The following is a 22,283-nucleotide window of genomic DNA, read 5'->3' as shown; positions in this document are numbered from 1 at the left end:
GCCACGCACGTTGCGGGCGATGAAGGGGCGCCCAGCTTGCCACGGCGCGAGCATGAGCTGAATATCGCAGGTCAATACTCGTTTGCCGTGGATTCGCCCAATGCCTGCCACTTTCCATCCCGACCAACTGCGCGCGCGCCTGGTGCCGCTGGCCGAGCGCGCCGCGCTGGACGAGCCGGCCCTCAGCTATCAGCGCTTCTACGGCCTGACGCTGCCGGGCGCGCAGCATTTGGGCACCTTCGAGGTAGCCGGTTTCCAAGTGGTCGGCCAGGTGTGGCTGCCCGTGGCGCCGGTGGCCACGCTGTTCATGCTGCACGGCTTCTACGACCACATGGGCCTGTACCGCCACCTGATCGAGTGGGCACTGGGCCGCGGCTACGCGGTGATCAGCTGCGACCTGCCCGGCCATGGCCTGTCCAGCGGCGCGCGAGCCAGCATCGACGACTTCGCGGTGTACCAGCAGGTGCTCGACGCGCTGTTCGTGCAGGCCCAAGCCCTGGACCTGCCACGGCCCTGGCACCTGTGCGGGCAGAGTACCGGGGGCGCTATCGTGGTCGACCACCTGTTGCATTGTGCGGGGCTAAGCCCGGTCGACGGCCAGGCGATGCTGCTCGCGCCGCTGGTGCGCCCACGGGCGTGGGGCTGGTCGAAGCTCAGTTACCAGGTGATGCGGCATTTCGTCGACGGCATCGAGCGGCGCTTCACCGACAACAGTTCCGACCCGGAATTTCTGCCCTTCCTGCGCACCGACTCGTTGCAGCCGCGGCGTCTGCCCACGGCCTGGGTAGGGGCGCTGGCCTCGTGGATCACGCGCATCGAGGCGGCCCCGGCGAGCGATCGCAGGGTGCTGATCGTGCAGGGCCAGCAGGACGGGACGGTGGACTGGACGCACAATCTGCGGGTGCTGCAACGCAAGTTCAGCGGGCCGCAGATCCTCATGCTGCCCGAGGCGCGGCACCACTTGGTGAACGAGCTGCCGACGGTTCGCCAGCGCTACTTCGAGTTTCTCGGCCAGCACCTGGACTGACCGGGCGCTTCCGTACAGGCCTAGCGCAGATCGGCGCCGTTCTGGCCGACCGCCAGCCCTGCACGCACCGCCGCCACTGCGGCCTGGTAATAGGCCTGGCCTTCGGGCGACTCGGCGAAGGTAGCGAATTCTTCCAGTTCGGTGTCGGACAGTTCGCGGTAAACGTAAAGCAAGGTGTTGTTGAGGTCCGCGCCGATCTGCTGCATCAGGCGCTGGCGCTGGCCGTCGAGCATGCCCTGGGCCTGACCGCCGCCGAGCAGACCGGGGAGCATCGAGCTCAGGCTGTCGGCGGCCACACCGGCGATCGCCAGGCTGACTTCCGCCCCGGCTTCGCGGGCCGGCAGGGCCTGGGCCAGATGGCCGATCAGCAGCAGGCGGTCGTCGCTGGCCTGGATCTTCGGCAGGCCCTGGGCGTTCTTCGCCAGTTGGTCCTTGCGCGTGGCCAACAGCTCGGCGGCGACGATCTTGCGGCCCAGGGGCGACTGGAAGAACGTCAGGGCCGGGGAGGGGTCGGGCAGGGCGGTGCGCAACTGCGCCAGGGCGCGACGATCGATGGCCTCGGCCTGGAAGCGCTGGTTGCTGTTGTCGACCAGAGCCTGGAACACCGCCGGTGGCAGGCTGCTGCGGTAGCGTTGCTGGGCGGCGCTCAGGGCATCGGTGAAATGCGCGCGCTGGTCGGACCAGCCGGCGACCTTGTACAGCTGATCGAGGTTGTCGGCCCAGACAGGCAGCGCGCAGATCATCAGCACAAGCAGGGAAAACGGACGGCGCATTCAAGACTCCTGTCGGCAGTGCGCCATTGTCCGTGGCAGGGGCGCGGTTTGTCGAGATGCCCGACGCGCCCGTCGGCTCGGCGGCATGCCGATGTCGTCTGCGACGGTGCTGTGCGGCGGCCGGGCTTGGGGCTATGATGCAGGCCATGACCCTACCTCTCGAACACCCGATGTCATCGACCATCGTCGACGACCTGGCCCAGCGTGGCTGGTCGCGGCAGCCCCTGTTCCTGCCCGCCGAGCTGACCCGCGCCTTGGCCGCCGATTGCCTACGCCGATCGGCCCAAGGCGAACTGAGCCCGGCGGCCATCGGCCGGGGCGATGCCCAGACCGTGCGCGAGGCGGTGCGCGGCGACCAGACGCAATGGCTCGAACCGGGCGAGACCCAGGCCTGCGACCGTTACCTGGCGGTCATGGACAGCCTGCGTCTGGATCTCAATCGCGGCCTGTTCATGGGCTTGGAAGATTTCGAGTGCCACTTCGCTCTGTATCCGCCCGGTGCCTTCTACCGCCGTCACCTGGACCGCTTCCGCGACGACGACCGGCGCACGGTCTCGACGGTGCTCTACCTCAACGAAGCCTGGCAGCCCGGCGATGGTGGCGAGCTGCGGCTGTTCCTCGGGGAGCGGGATGTGCTCGACGTCGCGCCGGTGGCAGGTTCCCTGGTTGTATTTCTGTCGGGCGAAGTCCCCCACGAAGTGTTGGCGACCCAGCGCGAGCGGCTGTCGCTCACCGGCTGGTTCCGCCGCCGTGGCAACGAGCCGTTCTGACATGGGCCGTCCGCCGCTCGGAAAAGTCCTGGTCAGCGCTTGCCTGCTGGGCCGGCCGGTACGCTACGACGGCCGAGCCAGCGGCCATCCCGACCTGTTGCAGCGCTGGGAGGCCGAAGGCCGTGTGGTGCCGTTGTGCCCGGAAATGGCCGGGGGGTTGCCGACGCCACGGCCGGCGGCGGAAATTGCGGGCGGTCAGGGTGGGCAGGTGCTCGATGGCCAGGCATTGGTGGCGACCCAAGCGGGCGACGACCTGACCGCCGCGTTCCTGAACGGTGCCCAGCGGGCGCTGGCTCTGGTGCGCGAGCACGGCATCACTCTGGCCGTGCTCAAGGCCGGCAGCCCGTCGTGCGGCAATCGCCTGACCTACGACGGCAGCTTCAGCGGTGTGAAGGTGTCGGGGGAGGGCGTCACGGCAGCGCTGCTGCGCCGCGAGGGGGTGCGGGTGTTCAGCGAATTGCAGCTGGAAGAAGCGGCTGAAGCGCTGTTGGCGCCGGCCGCCGAGGTCAGCGAGGCTCAGCGTCCGTAGACGGCGCTGCCGCAGCTGGCGTTTCGGGTGCTTTCGCCGCTTCGGAGGTCGGGGTCTCAGGTGTCTGCGCCGCTTCCGAGGGCGCAGCCGGGGGCTTGGAGGCGTTCGCCGCTTCGGCGGCCATGGCCCCAGGCTTGAGCCACCTGGTTTCCAGCTCGCCCAGCCGGCCGCTCTTGTCCAGCCGTTGCAAGGCATTGTTCACCGCGCTTTCGAAGGCGGGGTTGTCCTTCTGGAAGGGGATCACACGCGCGGCCGCGCCGTAGGATTGGCTGCTGCCGACCGCGGCCGTGGCGGGCAGCGGTTGTTCGTCCAGGGCGATGTCGTACAGACCGCTCTCGACCCCTTCCAAGAGCCCATCGGCCGGCGCCTCGAGGAAGGTGGCGCGCAGGTCCAGTTCAGCGGCCAGGGCCTGGCCGAACTCGACATCGAAGCCGTTCAGGTGCTCGCCGTCCTTGAAGACGTAGGGTGCGTGCTCGGCTTGCACCGCGATACGCAGTTCGCCCCGGTCGTTGACTTCGTCCAGCAGCTCGGCCTGGGCCAACGGACTGATCAGTACTGCGAGCAGTACGCCTAGGGATGAACGCATGGGGAGTTCCTTACTGTCGTGTGAGGGTAGCGCCGGGCATTGTGCATAGCGTGGCCGGCCCGGTCGAGCGCAGCCTATGACAGTGGAGGTGGGGTTAGGTTTGCCTGGCGGCGGAGTTTTTGCCGCTGCATGGGTGCAGTCGGTCTTCCTGGCAGTAGCCGCGCCGCTTCGGACGTCGCGCTTTACCCGACGTCCGATGGCGGCATGGGGCCGCTTCGCGACCCGCAACGGCTGGACCAGCGTTCCGGTCCAGCCGCTCTGGCAAGGCGTTAGAACAATACGCGCGAGCGGATCGTGCCTTTGACGTGCTGCAGTTTCTCTTGCGCCAGGTCCGAGTATTCGGCATCGACGTCGATGACCACGTAGCCGACCTTGTCGTCGGTCTGCAGGAACTGGCCGGAGATGTTGATGCCGTTTTCCGCGAACAGGCTGTTGATCTCGCTGAGCACGCCCGGGATGTTGCGGTGGATGTGCAGCAGACGGTGCTTGCCCGGGTGAGCCGGCAGAGCCACTTCGGGGAAGTTGACCGACGACACGGAGGTGCCGTTGTCGCTGTACTTGACCAGCTTCTCCGCCACCTCCAGACCGATGTTGGCCTGGGCTTCGGCGGTCGAGCCACCGATGTGCGGGGTGAGAATGACGTTGTCCAGGCCGCGCAGCGGGCTTTCGAACTCTTCGTCGTTGGAGCGCGGCTCGACCGGGAACACGTCGATGGCGGCGCCGATCAGGTGCTTGTCCTTGATCGCGGCGGCCAGGTGGTCAAGCTCGACCACGGTGCCGCGGGCGGCGTTGATCAGGATCGCGCCCTTCTTCATGGCCCGGATTTCCTTCTCGCCGATCATCCACTGGGTGGACGGCAGCTCAGGCACGTGCAGGGAGACGATGTCGGCCAGGCCCAGCAGTTCGTTCAGCGAACCCACCTGGGTGGCGTTGCCCAATGGCAGCTTGGTCAACGGGTCGTAGAAGTAGACCTGCATCCCCAAGCTTTCGGCCAGCACCGACAACTGGGTGCCGATCGAGCCATAGCCGACGATGCCCAGCTTCTTGCCGCGGATCTCGAACGAGTTGGCCGCGCTCTTGATCCAGCCGCCACGGTGGCAGGAGGCGTTTTTCTCAGGGATGCCGCGCAGCAGCAGGATGGCTTCGGCCAGCACCAGCTCGGCCACCGAACGGGTGTTGGAGTAAGGCGCGTTGAACACCGCGATGCCGCGCTCGCGGGCGGCATTGAGGTCGACCTGGTTGGTACCGATGCAGAAGCAGCCTACCGCCACCAGTTTCTTCGCACAGTCGAAGATCTCTTCGGTCAGTTGCGTGCGCGAACGAATACCGATGAAGTGGGCGTCCGCGATCTTTTCCTTGAGTTCGGCTTCAGGCAGCGAACCGGTGAGGTACTCGATGTTGGAATAACCAGCGGCCTTCAGTACGTCGACGGCGTTCTGGTGCACACCTTCCAGCAGAAGGAACCTGATCTTGCTCTTTTCCAAAGAGGTCTTGCTCATGTGCGTAAACCTGTATCCCGGAGAAAAAATGGCGAGCGTTGCGGCGGCGCGGCGACGGGGCCCTTCAGGCGGTGCCTAGCACGGACAACGGGGGCCAGATGCTACCATACGCGACACGCTAGGAACTGAACGCGCCACATGAAGCGTGCTCAGGGTGACCATGAATAGTTCGAGTGATCCGCCATGACCGATGCCGCAGCCCTCACGGAACTGACCGCCCTGGTCGCTCCCGCCCACGTGCTCACCGACCCTGCCTCGCTACAAGCCTATGGCAAGGACTGGACCCACCATTACGCCCCCGCGCCCAGCGCCGTGGTCTTGCCCAGAACCGTCGAGCAGGTGCAGGCCATCGTGCGCTGGGCCAATCGTCACCAGGTGGCACTGGTGCCGTCGGGTGGGCGCACCGGTCTGTCGGCGGCCGCCGTGGCGGCCCAGGGCGAAGTGGTGGTGGCCTTCGATCAAATGAACCGGATCCTCGCCTTCGATGGCGTGGACCGCAGCGTGGTATGCCAGCCCGGTGTCGTCACCCAGCAACTGCAGCGCTTCGCCGAAGAGCAAGGGCTGTATTACCCGGTGGATTTCGCCTCGTCCGGCTCCAGCCAGCTGGGCGGCAACATCGGCACCAATGCCGGCGGCATCAAGGTGATCCGCTACGGCATGACGCGCAATTGGGTCGCCGGCCTGAAGGTGGTCACTGGCACGGGCGAACTGCTGGACCTGAACAAAGGCCTGGTGAAGAACGCCACCGGCTACGACCTGCGCCACCTGTTCATCGGTGCAGAGGGCACGCTGGGCTTGGTGGTCGAGGCGACCATGCGCTTGGAGCGCGCGCCGCGCAACCTCACGGCCATGGTCCTGGGCACGCCGGACTTCGACTCCATCATGCCGGTGCTGCACGCCTTCCAAGGCCAGCTCGATCTGACCGCGTTCGAGTTCTTTTCCGACAAGGGCCTGGCGCATATTCTTGCCCGTGGCGACGTACCGGCGCCGTTCGCCAGCGCCTGCCCCTTCTATGCCCTGCTGGAGTTCGAAGCCAGCACCGAGGCGGTTTCCGAACAGGCGCTGGCCACCTTCGAGCATTGCGTGGAGCAGGGCTGGGTGCTCGACGGTGTGATGAGCCAGAGCGAAACCCAACTGCGCAACCTGTGGAAGCTGCGCGAGTACCTGTCGGAAACCATCTCGCACTTCACGCCCTACAAGAACGACATCTCGGTGACGGTGGCCAAGGTGCCGGCCTTCCTGCGCGAGATCGACGCCGTGGTCGCGCAGCACTACCCCGATCTGGAAGTGGTCTGGTACGGGCACATCGGCGACGGCAACCTGCACCTGAACATCCTCAAGCCTGCGGCCATGGACAAGGACGCCTTCTTCGCCCGCTGCGCCAAGGTCAACCAGTGGGTGTTCGAGATCGTCGAACGCTTCCAGGGCTCGATTTCCGCCGAGCATGGCGTGGGCATGACCAAACGCGATTACCTGCACTACAGCCGTTCCCCTGAGGAGATCGCCTGCATGAGGGCCATCAAGGCGGTATTCGATCCGAACGGCATCTTGAATCCGGGTAAGATCTTCGCTCCCGAATGACAATCAGCAAAACGGAGTCGGCCATGAGTTACCAGCATCAGTACGTAGACGGCACGCGCAGCCACTTCCCACTGGGCAAGGTGGTGTGTGTGGGGCGCAACTACGCCGAGCACGCCAAGGAACTGAACAACCCGATTCCCAGCGAGCCCCTGCTGTTCATCAAGCCGGGCAGTTGCGTAGTGCCGGCCGAGGGCGGCTTCAAGATTCCCGAAGGCCGCGGTTCGGTGCATTACGAGGCGGAAATCGCCGTGTTGCTGGGTAAGCCTCTGTCGGCCGGGGCCAGCCCCGAGGAGGTACTCGATGCCATTTCCGGCTTCGCGCCGGCCCTCGACCTGACCTTGCGCGACCTGCAAAGCACGCTCAAGGACAAGGGCCTGCCCTGGGAACTGGCCAAGTGCTTCGACGGCGCCTGCGTGCTGCCGCCTTTCGTCTCGCCAGGCACCTTCGCCGACGTCAACGACATTCCGATCCGCCTGACCATCAACGGCGAAGTGCGCCAGGACGGCAACAGCGCCATGATGCTCAACCCCATCGTGGCGATCATCCAGCACATGGCCGCGCAGTTTTCCCTGCAAGCGGGCGACGTGATCCTGACCGGTACGCCAGCCGGTGTCGGGCCCTTCGAATCGGGCGACGAACTGGTGCTGGAGCTGCCCGGCGTCAGCCGCTTCGAAACCCGCGTGCTGTAAGCCTGCGGCGCGCAACGCGCCGCTTTACCCTTTTTTCACAATCGTTGTGGATAATCGCCGGGTCCTTTCCAGGCGCTCCATGGCAGTGCGGGAGCCGTCGTGCGGCCCTCGCATGCGCAGGAGCGCGCACGTTTCAGGTGATTGCAACCATGCCCAGCGCTTCCTCCCTTCCGCACGTCCCGTCCCAGCCCAGCCGCGCCGCTTGGCGCCGTTGGCCGTTCTGGCTGGCGGTGACGGCCGTCATCGGCGCCGGTCTGTCCGTAGCCATGCACTGGGACGACCGGGCTTTGCTATGGCTGCAAGAAAGCTTGCAAAGCCAGGCCGAGCGTCAGGAGAGCGTGTGGTTGCCCGACTACGTGGCCGACATCGACGCCAAGGTGCTCGAAGGCATCGGCGACGACGAAGCTTCGGACCTGGCCTTCAATCCAACCACGCGCACGCTGTTCTCTGTGATGGGCAAGCACCCGTTCCTGGTCGAGCTCAGCCTCGACGGCGACGTGCTGCGCAAGATCCCCCTGCGTGGCTGGAGCAACCCCGAAGGCGTGGCGGTGATGGAAAACGGCCAGCTCGCCATCGTCGACGAGCGCCAGCACGAGCTGGTGCTGGTCAAGGTCGATGCCCAGACCCGCGAACTCGACCGGGCCAACTTTCCTGCCTATGACCTCGGCGTCTCGCCCGAGGGCAACAAAGGTTTCGAGGCCGTCGCCTGGGACGCCCAGCGCAAGCGCCTGGTGATCGGTGAGGAGCGCCCGCCACAGCTGTACGCCTGGGACACCGACGGACACGGCCCATTGCGCGGGGCCAAATACCCGTTGCCCAGCGACCAGTTGGATTTGCGCAACCTGTCGGCGGTTGGGGTGGACCCGCGCACGCAGCATCTGCTGGCCTTGTCGGCCGACTCGCACATGCTGCTGGAGCTGGACGAAGAGGGCGAGCAGGTCAGTTTCATGACCTTGCTGGGCGGCTTCAACGGCTTGGCGTCGCACATCCCGCGTGCCGAGGGTGTGGCGATGGACGACGAGGGCACGCTGTACATGGTCAGCGAACCGGATCTGTTCTACCGCTTCAAGAAGGGCTGATCGCTTTTAAGATTTTTCCTACGCAGTACTTAAGCCCTGCTTCAGCTGTTCGTGATTAGATTCGTCACCTTTTCCGTCGAGTCGTCGTTCATGCGTCGTTTTTTCCGTTTGCCTGTGCTGTTGTCGGTCGTCGGGCTGTGCCTGCTGCTGGGGTTGGGCGTGGCCGCCCAGGAGTTCCGCCTGTTCGAGCGTGGCTGGTTCAACGTCAAGACTTGGTGGCAGCCGGCCCCGGAAGGCATCGCCCTGCAACGCTACCGCGCCACGGTCCAGGCGCAGCCCATCGAAGGTTTGCAGGACGACGTCTCGGCGTTGACCTACGACCCCGAGCGCAAGACCCTCTTCACCGTCACCAATGCCCGTTCCGAGCTCATCGAACTGTCGCTCGACGGTCGCATTCTGCGGCGCGTGGCGCTGGTCGGCTTCGGCGACCCGGAAGCGGTCGAGTACGTCGGCCTCGACCGTTTCGTCATCACCGACGAGCGCCAGCAGCGGCTGATCCTGGTGCATCTGGACGCGCACACCACCACGCTCGACGCCGCCAACGCCGAGCAGCTGACCTTGGGCATCGGGCTCAACGGCAACAAAGGCTTCGAAGGCCTGGCCTACGATTCGCTGGGCAAACGTCTGTTCGTGGCCAAGGAGCGCGACCCGATGGTGATCTACGAGGTGCGCGGCTTCCCCAACCAGAACCCCGAACAGCCTTACGCGGTGCACGTGGTGCAGGACCACGAGCGCGATTCGCGGCTGTTCGTGCGCGACCTGTCGAGCTTGCAGTTCGACGAGCGCAGCGGGCACCTGCTGGCGCTGTCGGACGAATCGCGCCTGGTATTGGAGCTGAGCGTCGAAGGGAAGCCGCTCAGCACGCTGTCGCTGCGCAAGGGCTATCACGGCTTGAAGCGCACCGTGCCGCAGGCCGAGGGCCTGGCGATGGACGCGGCGGGGACGATCTACCTGGTCAGCGAGCCCAACCTGTTCTATGTGTTCGAGCCGCAGGCGGACTGAGCGCGGCTCGAACCTTCGGCCTTACTCGGCCTTGAGGGTCTGCACGCCATGCTCGGTGCCGAGCAGCAGCACATCGGCCGGGCGGGCGGCGAACAGGCCGTTGGTGACGACACCGACGATGGCGTTGATTTGGGTTTCCAGCAGGCGCGGGTCGGTGATTTCGAAGTTGTGCACATCGAGGATCAGGTTGCCGTTGTCGGTCACCACGCCTTCGCGGTAGACCGGGTCGCCGCCCAGCTTGACCAGCTCGCGCGCCACGTGGCTGCGAGCCATGGGAATGACCTCGACCGGCAGCGGAAAGGCGCCCAGTACCGGCACCAGCTTGCTGGCGTCGGCGATGCAGACGAAGGTGCGCGCCACGGCGGCGACGATCTTTTCGCGGGTCAGGGCCGCGCCGCCGCCCTTGATCAGGTTCAGGTGCCGGTCGCTCTCGTCGGCGCCGTCGACGTAGAACTCCAGGGCATCGACGCTGTTGAGCTCGTAGACCGGGATGCCATGGTTCTTCAGGCGCGCGGCAGTGGCTTCGGAGCTGGCCACGGCGCCGTCGAAGGCGGTCTTGTGTTGAGCCAGGGCGTCGATGAAGAAGTTGGCCGTGGAGCCGGTGCCGACGCCGACTACGCTGCGCTTGTCCAGTTTGGGCAGGATGAGGTCGACGGCGGCCTGGGCGACGGCCTGTTTGAGTTGGTCCTGGGTCATGCGGGCTCCGTGAGGGGCGGGGGTGGATTCGAAGGCCGGCAGTATAACGACTTGCCGACCGTTGCTGTGGTCGCCCGACGGGACGCTGCGGTAGACTCCTAGGCCCCGCCCCGCCGACCAGTGTGCTTCCCCGATGCTCGAACAGTACGTCAAGAAGATCCTCACCTCGCGCGTCTACGACGTTGCGGTCGAAACCCCGCTGCACAGTGCCGGGCAGCTCAGCCGCCGGCTGGGCAACCAGATTCTGCTCAAGCGCGAAGACCTGCAGCCGGTGTTCTCCTTCAAGATTCGCGGTGCATACAACAAGCTGGCGCAGCTGACTCCCGAGGAACTGGCGCGTGGCGTGGTCACGGCTTCGGCCGGCAACCATGCCCAGGGCTTGGCCCTGGCGGCGCGGGAGCTGGGCATCAAGGCCACCATCGTCATGCCCAAGACCACCCCGGAGATCAAGATCGAAGGCGTGCGCTCGCGCGGCGGCAAGGTCGTGCTGCACGGCGACTCGTTTCCCGAGGCGCTGGCCTTCTCGCTGAAGCTGGTCGAAGAAAAGGGCTTCGTCTACATCCACCCCTACGACGACCCGCACACCATCGCCGGGCAGGGCACCGTGGCCATGGAAATCCTGCGCCAACATCCGGGCCGGCTCGATGCGATCTTCGTGCCGGTCGGCGGCGGCGGGCTGATCGCCGGCATCGCCGCGTACGTGAAGTACCTGCGCCCGGAGATCAAGATCATCGGTGTCGAACCGGACGACTCCAACTGCCTGCAAGCGGCCATGGCCGCCGGCGAGCGCGTGGTGCTGCCGCAGGTGGGGCTGTTCGCCGACGGCGTGGCGGTGGCGCAGATCGGCCAACATACTTTCGACATCTGCCGCCTGCACGTCGACGAAGTGCTGACGGTGAGCACCGACGAGATCTGTGCGGCGATCAAGGACATCTACGACGACACCCGTTCGATCACCGAACCCGCCGGCGCCCTGGGCGTGGCGGGGATCAAGAAGTACGTCGAGACCATGGGCCTCACCGGCCACACCTTCGTGGCCATCGATTCGGGCGCCAACGTCAACTTCGATCGCTTGCGCCATGTGGCCGAACGCGCCGAGCTGGGCGAGAAGCGCGAGGCGATCATCGCCGTCACCATCCCCGAGCGGCCGGGCAGCTTCAGGGCGTTCTGCGAGGCGGTCGGCAAACGCCAGATCACCGAGTTCAACTACCGCAAGCACACCTCGAGCGAGGCGCACATCTTCGTCGGCGTGCAGACCCACCCCGACACCGACCCGCGCGCAGCGCTGGTGCAGCATCTGCAAGAGCAGGGTTTCCCGGTCACCGACCTGACCGACAACGAACTGGCCAAGCTGCACATCCGCCATATGGTCGGCGGCCATTCGGCCAAGGCTCACGACGAAATCGTGCTGCGCTTCGAATTCCCCGAGCGGCCGGGTGCGCTGTTCAACTTCCTCACCAAGCTGGGCGGGCGCTGGAACATTTCCATGTTCCACTACCGCAACCATGGCGCGGCCGACGGTCGGGTGGTCGCCGGCCTGCAGGTGCCCGAAGACGAGCGCCACCTGGTGCCTGCGGCGCTGGCCAAGATCGGCTACCCGTACTGGGACGAGACCGACAACCCGGCCTACCGGCTGTTCCTGGGCTAGAGGACGGGCTTGCCATGGAGCATCTGAGCACGATCAAGGCCCTGCACCTGCTGGCCGCGCTGCTGACCCTGGGCATCGCCTTGGGCCTGGCGGTGTGGGCCTGGCGCGTTCCTGTGCCGGCACCCGCTCCGGCACTGCGCAGGCCTCAGTGGTGGGCAGGCCTGGGAATGGGGCTGTGCCTGCTCAGCCTGCCGGTCAGCGGCTGGTGGCTGGTGCATTTGACCGGCTGGCCACTGGGGCAGACCTGGCTGCTGGCTTCCAGCGTGCTGTACGGTCTGGCCCTGTTCGCCTTGGCCTGGCTGGCGCTGCGTCTGCGCCGCGTACAGGTCCGCCGATCACGCCTGACCCTGGCCCTGGCCGTCTTCGGCGGTGCCTGCCTGTTGGGCATCGCCGCACTGATGGGCATCAAGCCGCTCTGAGGCGTTGTCATCGGGCGTTCATCGTCAGGGGCTATAGATGTACCGCAGCCCCGCTCGACGGGTTGCCGCCCGACGCGCGCAAGCCGGCGCACAGGCCTCCAATCGCTAGCCATCGAGCTTGCCGCAGATAAGCGCAGCGGGCGCGTTGCTGCGCTCGCAAGCTTTGTGGAACAATGCGGCGACATGCGTTTTCGAGGTTGCGGCCGTGATCGACCCGGATGGTTTTCGTCCCAATGTCGGGATCATTCTCACGAATGATGTCGGACAGGTGCTATGGGCTCGGCGGATCAACCAGGATGCCTGGCAATTTCCTCAGGGCGGCATCAACCCTGACGAAACGCCGGAGGATGCCCTGTACCGCGAGCTGAATGAAGAAGTCGGCCTGGACCGTGATGACGTGGAAATCCTTGCCTGCACGCGCGGCTGGCTGCGTTATCGTCTACCGCAACGTCTGGTGCGGACCCACAGCCAACCGCTGTGCATCGGCCAGAAGCAGAAATGGTTCCTGCTGCGCTTGGTCACCAACGAGCAGCGGGTGCGCATGGACCTGACCGGAAAACCGGAATTCGACGGCTGGCGCTGGGTCAGCTACTGGTATCCGCTGGGCCAGGTGGTGACATTCAAGCGCGAGGTCTATCGCCGCGCGTTAAAAGAGCTTGCCCCGCGCTTGCTGATGCGCGACTGACCACGGAGTCCGACCCCGAGCCATGCTCAATACGCTGCGCAAGATCGTCCAGGAAGTGAACTCCGCCAAAGATCTCAAGACGGCGCTGGGTATCATCGTCTTGCGCGTCAAGGAAGCCATGGCCAGCCAGGTCTGCTCGGTGTACCTGCTCGACCCGGACAGCAACCGCTTCGTGCTGATGGCCACCGAGGGCCTGAACAAGCGCTCCATCGGCAAGGTCAGCATGGCGCCCAACGAGGGCCTGGTCGGTCTGGTCGGCACCCGCGAGGAGCCGCTCAACCTCGAAGATGCCGCTGCACATCCGCGCTATCGCTATTTCGCCGAAACCGGCGAAGAGCGTTTCGCCTCTTTCCTCGGTACGCCGATCATCCACCACCGCCGGGTGGTCGGCGTGCTGGTCATCCAGCAGAAGGAGCGCCGCCAGTTCGACGAGGGCGAAGAGGCCTTCCTGGTCACCATGAGCGCGCAACTGGCCGGGGTCATCGCCCATGCCGAGGCCACCGGCTCGATCCGTGGCCTGGGGCGCCAGGGCAAGGGCATCCAGGAGGCGCGCTTCGTCGGCGTGCCGGGCTCGCCCGGTGCCGCGGTCGGCCGCGCCGTGGTGATGCTGCCGCCGGCGGACCTGGACGTCGTGCCGGACAAGACCGTCGAAGACATCGATGCCGAGCTGGCCCTGTTCAGCAATGCGCTGGAAGGCGTGCGCGCCGACATGCGCAAGCTTTCGGCCAAGCTCGCCACCCAGTTGCGCCCCGAAGAGCGGGCGCTGTTCGACGTGTACCTGATGATGCTCGAAGACGCCGCCCTCGGCGGCGAAGTGGTGGCCGTCATCAAGTCCGGGCAGTGGGCCCAGGGCGCGCTGCGCCAGGTGGTCACCGAGCACGTCAACCGCTTCGAACTGATGGACGACGACTACCTGCGCGAGCGCGCCTCCGACGTCAAGGACCTCGGTCGACGCCTGCTGGCCTATCTGCAAGAAGCCCGCTCGCTGTCGCTGGTGTACGCCGACAACACCATTCTGGTCAGCGAGGAGCTGACCCCGGCCATGCTCGGCGAGGTGCCCGAGGGCAAGCTGGTCGGGCTGGTGTCGGTGCTGGGTTCGGGCAACTCCCATGTGGCGATCCTGGCGCGGGCCATGGGCATTCCCACGGTCATGGGCCTGGTCGACCTGCCGTACTCGAAGGTCGACGGCATCGAGCTGATCGTCGACGGCTACAAGGGCGAAGTCTTCACCAACCCCAGCGAAGTACTACGCAAGCAGTACAGCGAGGTGGTGGAGGAGGAGCGGCAATTGGCCCAGGGGCTCGACGCCCTGCGCGAACTGCCCTGCGTGACCCCCGATGGTCACCGCATGCCGCTGTGGGTCAACACCGGCCTGCTGGCCGACGTCGCCCGCGCCCAGCAGCGCGGTGCCGAAGGGGTGGGGCTGTACCGCACCGAAGTGCCGTTCATGATCAACCAGCGCTTCCCCAGCGAGAAAGAGCAGCTGGCGATCTACCGCGAGCAGTTGCAGGCCTTCCATCCGCTGCCGGTGACCATGCGCACCCTCGACATCGGTGGCGACAAGGCGCTGTCGTATTTCCCGATCAAGGAAGAGAACCCCTTCCTCGGCTGGCGCGGCATCCGCGTCACCCTCGACCACCCGGAAATCTTCCTGGTGCAGACCCGCGCCATGCTCAAGGCCAGCGAGGGCCTGAACAACCTGCGCATCCTGCTGCCGATGATCTCCGGCATCCATGAGCTGGAAGAGGCGCTGCACCTTATCCACAGAGCCTGGGGCGAGGTGCGTGACGAAGGCACCGACGTGCCGATGCCGCCGGTGGGCGTGATGGTCGAGATTCCGGCCGCCGTTTACCAGACCCGCGAGCTGGCGCGGCAAGTCGATTTCCTCTCGGTCGGTTCCAACGACCTGACCCAGTACCTGCTGGCGGTGGACCGCAACAACCCGCGCGTCGCCGACCTCTACGACTACCTGCACCCGGCGGTGTTGCAGGCCTTGCAGACGGTGGTCCGCGACGCCCACGGCGAAGGCCGCCCGGTGAGCATCTGTGGCGAGATGGCGGGCGACCCGGCGGCGGCCATCCTGCTCATGGCCATGGGTTTCGACAGCTTGTCGATGAACGCCACCAACTTGCCCAAGGTGAAGTGGATGCTGCGCCAGGTCAGCCTGGAGAAAGCCCGCGAGTTGCTGGCCGATGCCATGAGCCACGACAACCCGCAACTGACCCACAGTGCCTTGCAGCTGGCGCTGAAGAACCTGGGCCTGTCGCGCATGATCGGGCCGGGGGCGAAGACGCCGCTGTAAACGCCTCCTATCGAGCGCCGATCAGAAGGTTGTGCGCAGGCTAATGCCGGTCAAACAAGCAGTCGGGGCCGCTGGGCCGCCCCAACAGATTGTGGGAGCGGCTTCAGCCGCGATGGGCTGCAAAGCAGCCCCAATCAACGCTGCCTCGGTTTAACTGATAGGCACCGTGACGCAGAGCGTCTTAGTCGCTGCGCCCAGCCAAACTCAAGCCCCCGCCCAGCTCCAATACGACATCCCCCAAATGCCCGCCACAAGGCCCAAAACTCCGCTCGACCATGCGCCGATTACCCTGCGCGTCGACCATCAGCACGGTGCTGGCACGGGTGCCGTAATGCGGGCTGGCGATGAAGACGCTCGACAGCAGGCGCTCGGTGTCCAACCCCACGCCCGTTTCCGGCAATTCCCCGTCGCTCGCCACTCGCGCGTCCGCCAGCAAGGCCAGCAGTTGTGCCGGGTCGGGAGCGTGCAGTTGCGCGCGTAAACGTTCGCGTGCTTTGGTCAGCTTGGGCCAGGGTGTGTCCAGGCGCGCGTTGGACAGGCCATACACGCCCGGTTCCAATAGCTGCGGCTGCGCCTGCTGGGCGTTGAGGTAGCCCAAGTGCTGCCCATCGCCCAGCAGCAGGTTGAACCCCGCATATTCACGGTGTTGTTCGGCCAACCGTGCCAGGGCGTTAGGCACCGAGTCACGGCCGCGCAGAAAGCCCGCCACCAGTTCGCCCCGCGAGCGCAGCCCGGAGAGCTGGTGAGGGTCGCGGATGTTGGTCAGCGCGGCGAAGCGGCCATCGGGCCCCACGCCTAGCCAACTGCCACCGGCTTGCAGGTCGCGCCCGGCATACACCCCCGGCGCGTCGCGCCAGGCGGCCAGCGGTTGAGTAGGGCGGGCGTAGAATTCGTCGCGGTTGGCCGCCACGATCAACGGTAGGGCATGGCCCGGCCGCCAGGCGAATACGATCAGGCACATGGGTCGCCTCCAGGGTTTGCGCCACTCTACTCAGCCTGCCGGCTGCCGACCATCTCGCACGCCGACTCATTTCCCCCAGGCTGGAGCGGCAGGCCCGCCTTCCGCTACCATGCCGCACTGCTCAACCCAGGGAACGCCGTTTGGCGTTCGTACTCTACGTGCTGTGCTGTGCTGTCCAGTGGCGGCCTTGCCGCCTGCCGTGCCCCTGTCGGCTTCGGCTTTCCGATTTGAATCAAGAGGAATCACCATGCTGCCTTACCCGCAGATCGACCCCGTGGCCCTGGCCATCGGGCCGCTGAAAATCCACTGGTACGGCTTGATGTACCTGGTGGGCATCGGCGGCGCTTGGCTACTGGCCGCGAGCCGACTGAACCGCTTCGACCCCACCTGGAGCCGCGAAAAGCTCTCCGACCTGGTGTTCTGGCTGTCGATGGGCGTGATCGTCGGTGGGCGGCTCGGCTATGTGCTGTTCTACGACCTGGAAGCCTACATCGCCAATCCGTTGCTGATCTTCGAAGTATGGAAAGGCGGCATGTCGTTCCACGGTGGTTTCATTGGCGTGATGCTCGCTGCGCTGTGGTTCGGCAAACGGCACAACAAGTCGTTCTTCGAGCTGATGGACTTCGTCGCGCCCATGGTGCCGATCGGTCTGGGCGCCGGGCGCATCGGCAACTTCATCAACGCCGAATTGTGGGGCAAGCCCACCGACGTGCCGTGGGCCATGGTCTTCCCGCCCTACAGCGATCCGGCGCAATTGCCGCGCCACCCTTCGCAGCTGTACCAATTCGCCCTCGAAGGCGTGGCGCTGTTCGCCATCCTCTGGCTGTACTCGCGCAAGCCGCGCCCGACCATGGCCGTCTCCGGCATGTTCGCGTTGTTCTACGGCATCTTCCGCTTCATCGTCGAATTCGTGCGCGTGCCCGACGCCCAGCTCGGCTACCTGGCGTTCGGTTGGCTGACCATGGGTCAGGTGCTGTGCGTGCCGATGATCATCGGCGGCCTGGGGCTGATCTGGTGGGCGTATAATCGCCAGCCCACGGCAACGGCCGTCAAATGATTCCCGCGGCCGGGGCCTTGCCTCGGCCGCCTTGCTACAGGTAAGCCATGAAACAGTATCTAGACCTGGTGCGTGACGTCATCGACAACGGCACGCTGCAGGAAAACCGCACCGGCACGCGCACCATCAGCCGCCCCGGCGCCATGCTGCGGTTCGATCTGCAGCAAGGCTTCCCCGCCATCACCACCCGCCGCCTGGCCTTCAAATCGGCCATCGGCGAAATGGTCGGCTTTCTGCGCGGCGTGAAGAACGCCGGTCAGTTCCGCGACCTGGGCTGCAAGGTCTGGGACCAGAACGCCAACGAGAACGCGCAGTGGTTGGCCAATCCGTTCCGCCAGGGCGAAGACGACCTTGGGGAGATCTACGGCGTGCAATGGCGGCAATGGCCGGGTTACAAGCGCATCGCGCTGGACAACCCCGAAGCCATCGCCATGGCCGAGCAGCAAGGCTATCGCCGGATCGCCCAGGACGAAGAAGGCGGCCAGGCGTTCGTCATCCTCTACAAGGCCATCGACCAGGTGCGCCAGTGTCTGGACACCATCGTCAACGATCCCGGCAGCCGGCGCATCCTGTTCCACGGCTGGAACTGCGCCCAGCTCGACGAGATGGCCCTGCCGCCGTGCCACCTGCTGTACCAGTTCCACCCGGACGTGGCGAAGCGGGAAATCTCGCTGACCTTGTACATCCGCTCCAACGATCTGGGCTTGGGCACACCCTTCAACCTCACCGAAGGCGCGGCGCTGCTGTCGCTGTTCGGTCGCCTGACCGGCTACACGCCGCGCTGGTTCACCTACTTCATCGGCGATGCGCACGTCTATGAAAACCACCTGGACATGCTCAACGAGCAGTTCACCCGCGAACCACTGCCGGCCCCGACGCTGCGCATCAGCGACCGCGTGCCGGCGTTCGCCGAGACGGGCAAGTACGAGCCTGAGTGGCTGGAGAAGATCGAGCCGAGCGATTTCACCCTCGAAGGCTACGAGCACCATCCGCCGCTGACGGCGCCGATGGCGGTCTGATTTCATGCAGGAGCGCCGTGTTGGCGCTCCTTTTTTGAGCGGAGTTTGGAGCCATCAGGTAGTCAAGGATTGCTGGCATGTCACGTTTCAAGGCGCCGCCGCCTCGGGCGATACCGGTCGAGTTCGACCACCATGAAGACTTCAACATTGCTCACCCCTCCACGGGCTTGGAGTCCTGGGGCCTGGTCAAGGTCACCAGCCAGTTGCTACAACAGCCTGGCGGGAACATCTACCTCAGGGCGGGTAAGCACATCGGACCTCATAAAGGCTTTGGTGTGCGCCACATCTGGCAAGAACGGGGCCATGACCTAGCAAAATGGGGCTATCCAACGGTTTATGACGTACCGCGCTTTGTGTCCGACATCATCGTGCATGGCACGAGCATCGTTTGTGAATTCAACTCGATGAAGGGAAATGAGCGCTTGATCGTACTTCGGGGTCGCAAGGGCTGCGCAGTATTGGCGGCTTGGCCTATCGCCAATCACCAGCTCTATTACAGCGTGGTGACGGCTTATCGCAACCGTGCGCCGAACGGAAAAGCCGTAGGGGTAATCGAGGGTTTTCACAGCCCAGGAATGCCAAAGGCGCCGGAGGGCGCCCTTGGCTGAAGAAGATGTGCGGGAGGGTAGTCGCAGCGCTTGCTTAGCTAACCCCGAAGGGCTGGGTCACATGCCAACAGACCGAAGTCTGATGCCGCTACCACACGGATGGCGTCTCCGTGCAATCCACACTCCAGATCCAATTGCGCCTGATGATCTCGGAGCCCTGCTCTTATTTCCCGCACGGCCATCATAGCTCCGCGACCTGCGTCTCACAAGGTGAGATCCCATGATGGGAACTGAGGATCGATTATTTCAGATGAAGCGTATGTGCAACGAAAGCAGGGCAAGGGTAATTCCAGTCAAGACGCAAATCGCCTAAGTGAGGCCACGCTTGAGTCCCTTGAAGGCGTTCTCTGTTCAGCCGCCTGACCTGCTGCACGCCGCACTGGTTCACCTGTTTTCATCAGCGACTCCCACGCTTACGAGAACCCTCTAGGATACTGAGCGAGCAGTTCTCGATCCGCCACAATGGCCGGCGACGCCGTCTACTGCCATCGCCGCACCGCAGATGAGTCCCTTGTTCAAGCCAGTCCCTTGATCTGCCTTAGTGGCCGTGGCTACGCCCCACATGCGAAGGCTCCCCCTCCAGCGCCGTCACCGCGCCATTGACCTCCAACCGCTGCAGGATCGCGCACTCTGCCCCTTGCTCACTGCAACGCTGGCGCAGTTCCACCAGCTGCCGTTGTAGCGCCTGCAACCCGTCGATGCGCGCCTGCACATGCGCGATATGCTCGTCGATCAGCGCATTGACGCTGCCGCACTGGTCTTCAGGGCTGTCGCGCAGGTTCAGCAGGCTGCGGATTTCGTCGAGGGTCATGTCCAGGGTGCGGCAGTTGCGGATGAAGGTCAGGCGTTCGGCGTGGGCCTGGGTGTATTGCCGGTAGTTGCCTTCGCTGCGGGCGGGCTCGGGGAGCAGGCGCTCGCGTTCGTAATAGCGGATGGTTTCGACCGCACAGTCGGTCAGCTTGGCCAGTTCACCGATCTTCATCGACATTCTCCAGGAAGGCTTGACCCTATAGTGGCTACAGGGTGTCCACTTGGCAACAAGCGCCCTCGAGGACAATTGAATGAACCTGCCCACCCAGCCCCAGCATCGCCACGATCACGATCACGATCACGATCACGATCACGATCACGATCACGATCACGACCATGCCGAATCCAACCACGGCCACGCCCACCAGTCAGGCACCTGCTGCGGCGCCCAGCCAGCCCCCGCCCAGGTGCGCCTGACCGAGCGCACCAGCGGCGACGCCCAGCTCAGCCGCTTCCGCATCGAAGCCATGGACTGCCCCACTGAACAGACCTTGATCCAGGACAAACTCGCCAAATTGCCCGGCGTCGAGCAACTGGAATTCAACCTGATCAACCGCATCCTCGGTGTGCGCCACACCCTCGCCGATACGGCCGCCATCGAGCGCGCCATCGCCAGCCTGGGCATGCATGCCGAACCTCTGGTTGGTAGCGACGAAGGCGCTGCCATGAGCGCCGCTCCGCGTACTCGCTGGTGGCCGTTGGCGCTGTCGGGCGTGGCGGCCCTGGCAGCCGAGCTGGTGCACTTCAGCGGCGCCGCTCCCGAATGGCTGGTGGCGCTGCTGGCGTTGGCGGCGATCCTCGGCTGTGGCCTGGGCACGTATAAAAAGGGCTGGATCGCCCTGAAGAACCGCAACCTGAACATCAATGCGCTGATGAGCATCGCCGTCACCGGCGCGGTGCTGATCGGGCAATGGCCGGAAGCGGCCATGGTCATGGTGCTGTTCAGCGTCGCCGAACTGATCGAGGCTCGCTCGCTGGACCGCGCGCGCAACGCCATCGGCGGCCTGATGCAACTGAGCCCCGACCGCGCCACGGTGCAACAGGCCGACGGTCAGTGGCGCGAGGTGGACGTGCGCGAGGTGGCGCTCGAGGCGCGGGTGCGGGTCAAGCCCGGTGAGCGCATCGGCCTGGACGGCCAGGTGCTCAGCGGCCAGTCGAGCGTCGACCAGGCGCCGATCACCGGCGAAAGCCTGCCGGTGGAGAAGGGCGTGGGCGATGCGCTGTTCGCCGGCACCATCAACCAGGCCGGCGCGCTGGAGTACCGCGTGACGGCACTGGCTGGGCAGTCGACCCTGGCGCGCATCATCAAGGCGGTCGAGCAGGCCCAGGGCAGCCGTGCGCCGACCCAGCGCTTCGTCGACCGCTTCTCGCGGGTATACACCCCGGTGGTGTTCGCCTTGGCGCTGGCCATCGCCATGCTGCCGCCGCTGTTCACCGGCGCGGCCTGGTTCGACTGGGTCTACCGCGCGCTGGTGCTGCTGGTGGTGGCCTGCCCGTGCGCTCTGGTGATCTCCACCCCAGTGACCATCGTCAGCGGCCTGGCCGCGGCGGCGCGCAAGGGCATCCTGATCAAGGGCGGTGTGTACCTCGAAGGCGGGCGCAAGCTCGATGTGCTGGCGCTGGACAAAACCGGCACGCTGACCCATGGCAAGCCGGTGCAGACCGACTTCCAAGCGCTCGACCCGGCCTTCGAACACCAGGCCCAGGCACTCGCGGCCAGCCTCGGCGCACGTTCCGACCACCCGGTGTCGCGCGCCATCGCCCAGTTCGGCGCGCAGCAGGGCCTGGCCGTGCAGGACGTGGCGCAGTTCGAAGCCTTGGGCGGGCGCGGCGTGCGCGGCCAGATCGGTGGCCGGCGCTACCATTTGGGCAACCACCGCCTAGTGGAAGAGCTGGGCCTGTGCTCGCCGGCGCTGGAGGCCACCCTCGACGGCCTGGAGCGCCAGGGCAAGACCGTGGTGCTGCTGCTCGACGAGCGCGGCCCGCTGGCGCTGTTCGCTGTGGCCGACACGCTCAAGCCCAGCAGCCGTGAGGCGATCGCCGAGCTGCACGCGCTGGGCATCAAGACCCTCATGCTGACCGGCGACAACCCGCACACTGCCGAGGCCATCGCCACCCAGGTGGGCATCGACCGTGCCGAGGGCAACCTGCTGCCGGAAGACAAATTGAGCGCCATCGAAGGGCTATACGCCCAAGGGCGTCACGTCGGCATGGTCGGCGACGGTATCAACGACGCCCCGGCCCTGGCCCGCGCCGACATCGGCTTCGCCATGGCCGCGGCGGGCAGCGACAGCGCCATCGAAACCGCCGACGTGGCGCTGATGGACGACGACTTGCGCAAGATTCCGGCCTTCGTGCGGCTGTCGCGCCAGGCCCGCGCGATCCTGGTGCAGAACATCGTCCTGGCCCTGGGCATCAAGGCGATCTTCCTGGCGATCACCTTCGCCGGGCTGGCGACCTTGTGGATGGCGGTGTTCGCCGACATGGGCGTGAGTTTGCTGGTGGTGTTCAACGGCTTGCGCTTGTTGCGCAAGTAGGCGCGC

General features: G+C 65.6%; 20 protein-coding genes and 1 pseudogene. 15 read left to right on the top strand and 6 right to left on the bottom strand.

All coding sequences use genetic code 11. From position 1 onward, the window contains the following. Positions 1 to 100: 100 nt before the first annotated feature. Complete coding sequence (bipL, locus tag ACSMEV_RS02620) at positions 101 to 1,027, top strand: phospholipase BipL (protein WP_459207137.1); 927 nt, start codon at positions 101 to 103, stop codon at positions 1,025 to 1,027. A 20-nt stretch (positions 1,028 to 1,047) separates the two neighbouring features. Here the strand turns inward: bipL and ACSMEV_RS02615 are convergent, their stop codons facing one another. After that, positions 1,048 to 1,800 (bottom strand): hypothetical protein, encoded by a 753-nt coding sequence (locus ACSMEV_RS02615; protein ID WP_459207136.1) that lies wholly within the window; start codon positions 1,798 to 1,800, stop codon positions 1,048 to 1,050. 137 nt (positions 1,801 to 1,937) lie between these two features. On the opposite strand from ACSMEV_RS02615, the gene ACSMEV_RS02610 reads away from it, so the two are divergent. Beyond that, complete coding sequence (locus tag ACSMEV_RS02610) at positions 1,938 to 2,570, top strand: 2OG-Fe(II) oxygenase (RefSeq protein ID WP_459208282.1); 633 nt, start codon at positions 1,938 to 1,940, stop codon at positions 2,568 to 2,570. A 1-nt stretch (position 2,571) separates the two neighbouring features. Further along, positions 2,572 to 3,099, top strand: a complete 528-nt coding sequence (locus ACSMEV_RS02605) for a 2-thiouracil desulfurase family protein (protein WP_459207135.1) — start codon at positions 2,572 to 2,574, stop codon at positions 3,097 to 3,099. 133 nt (positions 3,100 to 3,232) lie between these two features. On the opposite strand, the pseudogene ACSMEV_RS02600 reads toward ACSMEV_RS02605, so the two are convergent. After that, positions 3,233 to 3,685 (bottom strand): annotated as a pseudogene (locus ACSMEV_RS02600) (transporter substrate-binding domain-containing protein); the annotation flags it as partial. A gap of 269 nt (positions 3,686 to 3,954) precedes the next feature. Beyond that, positions 3,955 to 5,184, bottom strand: a complete 1,230-nt coding sequence (serA, locus tag ACSMEV_RS02595) for a phosphoglycerate dehydrogenase (protein ID WP_296266668.1) — start codon at positions 5,182 to 5,184, stop codon at positions 3,955 to 3,957. 183 nt (positions 5,185 to 5,367) lie between these two features. Between serA and ACSMEV_RS02590 the strand changes: the two genes are divergently transcribed. The 4 genes from ACSMEV_RS02590 to ACSMEV_RS02575 all read left to right on the top strand — a co-directional run bounded on the left by ACSMEV_RS02590 (position 5,368) and on the right by ACSMEV_RS02575 (position 9,535). Continuing rightward, positions 5,368 to 6,765 carry an FAD-binding oxidoreductase gene (locus ACSMEV_RS02590; protein WP_459207134.1) on the top strand — a complete coding sequence of 466 codons (1,398 nt, stop codon included), beginning with the start codon at positions 5,368 to 5,370 and terminating at the stop codon, positions 6,763 to 6,765. A 23-nt stretch (positions 6,766 to 6,788) separates the two neighbouring features. Continuing rightward, a complete protein-coding gene (locus tag ACSMEV_RS02585; protein ID WP_459207133.1) occupies positions 6,789 to 7,454 on the top strand; it encodes a fumarylacetoacetate hydrolase family protein in 666 nt (221 codons plus the stop codon). A gap of 149 nt (positions 7,455 to 7,603) precedes the next feature. Then, positions 7,604 to 8,533 (top strand): SdiA-regulated domain-containing protein, encoded by a 930-nt coding sequence (locus tag ACSMEV_RS02580; RefSeq protein WP_459207132.1) that lies wholly within the window; start codon positions 7,604 to 7,606, stop codon positions 8,531 to 8,533. Positions 8,534 to 8,623: 90 nt separating this feature from the next. After that, positions 8,624 to 9,535 (top strand): SdiA-regulated domain-containing protein, encoded by a 912-nt coding sequence (locus ACSMEV_RS02575; RefSeq protein WP_459207131.1) that lies wholly within the window; start codon positions 8,624 to 8,626, stop codon positions 9,533 to 9,535. A 21-nt stretch (positions 9,536 to 9,556) separates the two neighbouring features. Here ACSMEV_RS02575 and rpiA read toward each other — a convergent pair whose 3' ends face one another. Beyond that, a complete protein-coding gene (gene rpiA, locus ACSMEV_RS02570; RefSeq protein WP_459207130.1) occupies positions 9,557 to 10,231 on the bottom strand; it encodes a ribose-5-phosphate isomerase RpiA in 675 nt (224 codons plus the stop codon). A gap of 133 nt (positions 10,232 to 10,364) precedes the next feature. Between rpiA and ilvA the strand changes: the two genes are divergently transcribed. The 4 genes from ilvA to ptsP all read left to right on the top strand — a co-directional run bounded on the left by ilvA (position 10,365) and on the right by ptsP (position 15,285). Further along, the gene (gene ilvA / locus ACSMEV_RS02565) at positions 10,365 to 11,879 is read left to right on the top strand and encodes a threonine ammonia-lyase, biosynthetic (RefSeq protein ID WP_459207129.1); all 1,515 of its coding nucleotides are present in this window, start codon (positions 10,365 to 10,367) and stop codon (positions 11,877 to 11,879) included. 14 nt (positions 11,880 to 11,893) lie between these two features. Continuing rightward, a complete protein-coding gene (locus tag ACSMEV_RS02560) occupies positions 11,894 to 12,298 on the top strand; it encodes a DUF2269 family protein (RefSeq protein ID WP_459207128.1) in 405 nt (134 codons plus the stop codon). Between the two features lie 205 nt (positions 12,299 to 12,503). Further along, positions 12,504 to 12,983 carry an RNA pyrophosphohydrolase gene (locus tag ACSMEV_RS02555; protein ID WP_296267315.1) on the top strand — a complete coding sequence of 160 codons (480 nt, stop codon included), beginning with the start codon at positions 12,504 to 12,506 and terminating at the stop codon, positions 12,981 to 12,983. Between the two features lie 22 nt (positions 12,984 to 13,005). Continuing rightward, the gene (gene ptsP / locus ACSMEV_RS02550) at positions 13,006 to 15,285 is read left to right on the top strand and encodes a phosphoenolpyruvate--protein phosphotransferase (RefSeq protein ID WP_296266653.1); all 2,280 of its coding nucleotides are present in this window, start codon (positions 13,006 to 13,008) and stop codon (positions 15,283 to 15,285) included. Positions 15,286 to 15,466: 181 nt separating this feature from the next. Here the strand turns inward: ptsP and ACSMEV_RS02545 are convergent, their stop codons facing one another. Continuing rightward, positions 15,467 to 16,246, bottom strand: a complete 780-nt coding sequence (locus tag ACSMEV_RS02545; RefSeq protein ID WP_459207127.1) for an NRDE family protein — start codon at positions 16,244 to 16,246, stop codon at positions 15,467 to 15,469. 247 nt (positions 16,247 to 16,493) lie between these two features. Here ACSMEV_RS02545 and lgt point away from each other — a divergent pair, with 247 nt between their 5' ends. From lgt to ACSMEV_RS02530, 3 genes are all read left to right on the top strand, one after another. Then, positions 16,494 to 17,303 (top strand): prolipoprotein diacylglyceryl transferase, encoded by an 810-nt coding sequence (gene lgt, locus ACSMEV_RS02540; RefSeq protein ID WP_459207126.1) that lies wholly within the window; start codon positions 16,494 to 16,496, stop codon positions 17,301 to 17,303. Between the two features lie 47 nt (positions 17,304 to 17,350). Continuing rightward, positions 17,351 to 18,322, top strand: a complete 972-nt coding sequence (locus tag ACSMEV_RS02535) for a thymidylate synthase (RefSeq protein ID WP_459207125.1) — start codon at positions 17,351 to 17,353, stop codon at positions 18,320 to 18,322. A gap of 77 nt (positions 18,323 to 18,399) precedes the next feature. After that, positions 18,400 to 18,930: a hypothetical protein gene (locus ACSMEV_RS02530; protein ID WP_459207124.1), complete on the top strand. Its 531-nt coding sequence runs from the start codon at positions 18,400 to 18,402 to the stop codon at positions 18,928 to 18,930. 538 nt (positions 18,931 to 19,468) lie between these two features. Here ACSMEV_RS02530 and cadR read toward each other — a convergent pair. Then, positions 19,469 to 19,912, bottom strand: coding sequence for a Cd(II)/Pb(II)-responsive transcriptional regulator (cadR, locus tag ACSMEV_RS02525; protein ID WP_459207123.1), 444 nt, complete (start codon positions 19,910 to 19,912; stop codon positions 19,469 to 19,471). A 79-nt stretch (positions 19,913 to 19,991) separates the two neighbouring features. Between cadR and ACSMEV_RS02520 the strand changes: the two genes are divergently transcribed. Then, on the top strand, positions 19,992 to 22,277 hold the full coding sequence (locus ACSMEV_RS02520) for a heavy metal translocating P-type ATPase (protein WP_459207122.1): 2,286 nt from the start codon (positions 19,992 to 19,994) through the stop codon (positions 22,275 to 22,277). The last annotated feature ends 6 nt before the right edge of the window (positions 22,278 to 22,283 follow it).

The organism is Pseudomonas sp. MLB6B (assembly GCF_054508135.1).
This window is presented reverse-complemented; position numbering and strand designations above follow the sequence as displayed.

Bases quoted from the DNA above. Each gene is read 5' to 3' on its own strand.
- bipL (WP_459207137.1), top strand. From the start codon at position 101: ATGCCTGCCACTTTCCATCCCGACCAACTGCGCGCGCGCCTGGTGCCG.
- ACSMEV_RS02615 (WP_459207136.1), bottom strand. From the start codon at position 1,800: ATGCGCCGTCCGTTTTCCCTGCTTGTGCTGATGATCTGCGCGCTGCCT.
- ACSMEV_RS02610 (WP_459208282.1), top strand. From the start codon at position 1,938: ATGCAGGCCATGACCCTACCTCTCGAACACCCGATGTCATCGACCATC.
- ACSMEV_RS02605 (WP_459207135.1), top strand. From the start codon at position 2,572: ATGGGCCGTCCGCCGCTCGGAAAAGTCCTGGTCAGCGCTTGCCTGCTG.
- serA (WP_296266668.1), bottom strand. From the start codon at position 5,184: ATGAGCAAGACCTCTTTGGAAAAGAGCAAGATCAGGTTCCTTCTGCTG.
- ACSMEV_RS02590 (WP_459207134.1), top strand. From the start codon at position 5,368: ATGACCGATGCCGCAGCCCTCACGGAACTGACCGCCCTGGTCGCTCCC.
- ACSMEV_RS02585 (WP_459207133.1), top strand. From the start codon at position 6,789: ATGAGTTACCAGCATCAGTACGTAGACGGCACGCGCAGCCACTTCCCA.
- ACSMEV_RS02580 (WP_459207132.1), top strand. From the start codon at position 7,604: ATGCCCAGCGCTTCCTCCCTTCCGCACGTCCCGTCCCAGCCCAGCCGC.
- ACSMEV_RS02575 (WP_459207131.1), top strand. From the start codon at position 8,624: ATGCGTCGTTTTTTCCGTTTGCCTGTGCTGTTGTCGGTCGTCGGGCTG.
- rpiA (WP_459207130.1), bottom strand. From the start codon at position 10,231: ATGACCCAGGACCAACTCAAACAGGCCGTCGCCCAGGCCGCCGTCGAC.
- ilvA (WP_459207129.1), top strand. From the start codon at position 10,365: ATGCTCGAACAGTACGTCAAGAAGATCCTCACCTCGCGCGTCTACGAC.
- ACSMEV_RS02560 (WP_459207128.1), top strand. From the start codon at position 11,894: ATGGAGCATCTGAGCACGATCAAGGCCCTGCACCTGCTGGCCGCGCTG.
- ptsP (WP_296266653.1), top strand. From the start codon at position 13,006: ATGCTCAATACGCTGCGCAAGATCGTCCAGGAAGTGAACTCCGCCAAA.
- ACSMEV_RS02545 (WP_459207127.1), bottom strand. From the start codon at position 16,246: ATGTGCCTGATCGTATTCGCCTGGCGGCCGGGCCATGCCCTACCGTTG.
- lgt (WP_459207126.1), top strand. From the start codon at position 16,494: ATGCTGCCTTACCCGCAGATCGACCCCGTGGCCCTGGCCATCGGGCCG.
- ACSMEV_RS02535 (WP_459207125.1), top strand. From the start codon at position 17,351: ATGAAACAGTATCTAGACCTGGTGCGTGACGTCATCGACAACGGCACG.
- ACSMEV_RS02530 (WP_459207124.1), top strand. From the start codon at position 18,400: ATGTCACGTTTCAAGGCGCCGCCGCCTCGGGCGATACCGGTCGAGTTC.
- cadR (WP_459207123.1), bottom strand. From the start codon at position 19,912: ATGAAGATCGGTGAACTGGCCAAGCTGACCGACTGTGCGGTCGAAACC.
- ACSMEV_RS02520 (WP_459207122.1), top strand. From the start codon at position 19,992: ATGAACCTGCCCACCCAGCCCCAGCATCGCCACGATCACGATCACGAT.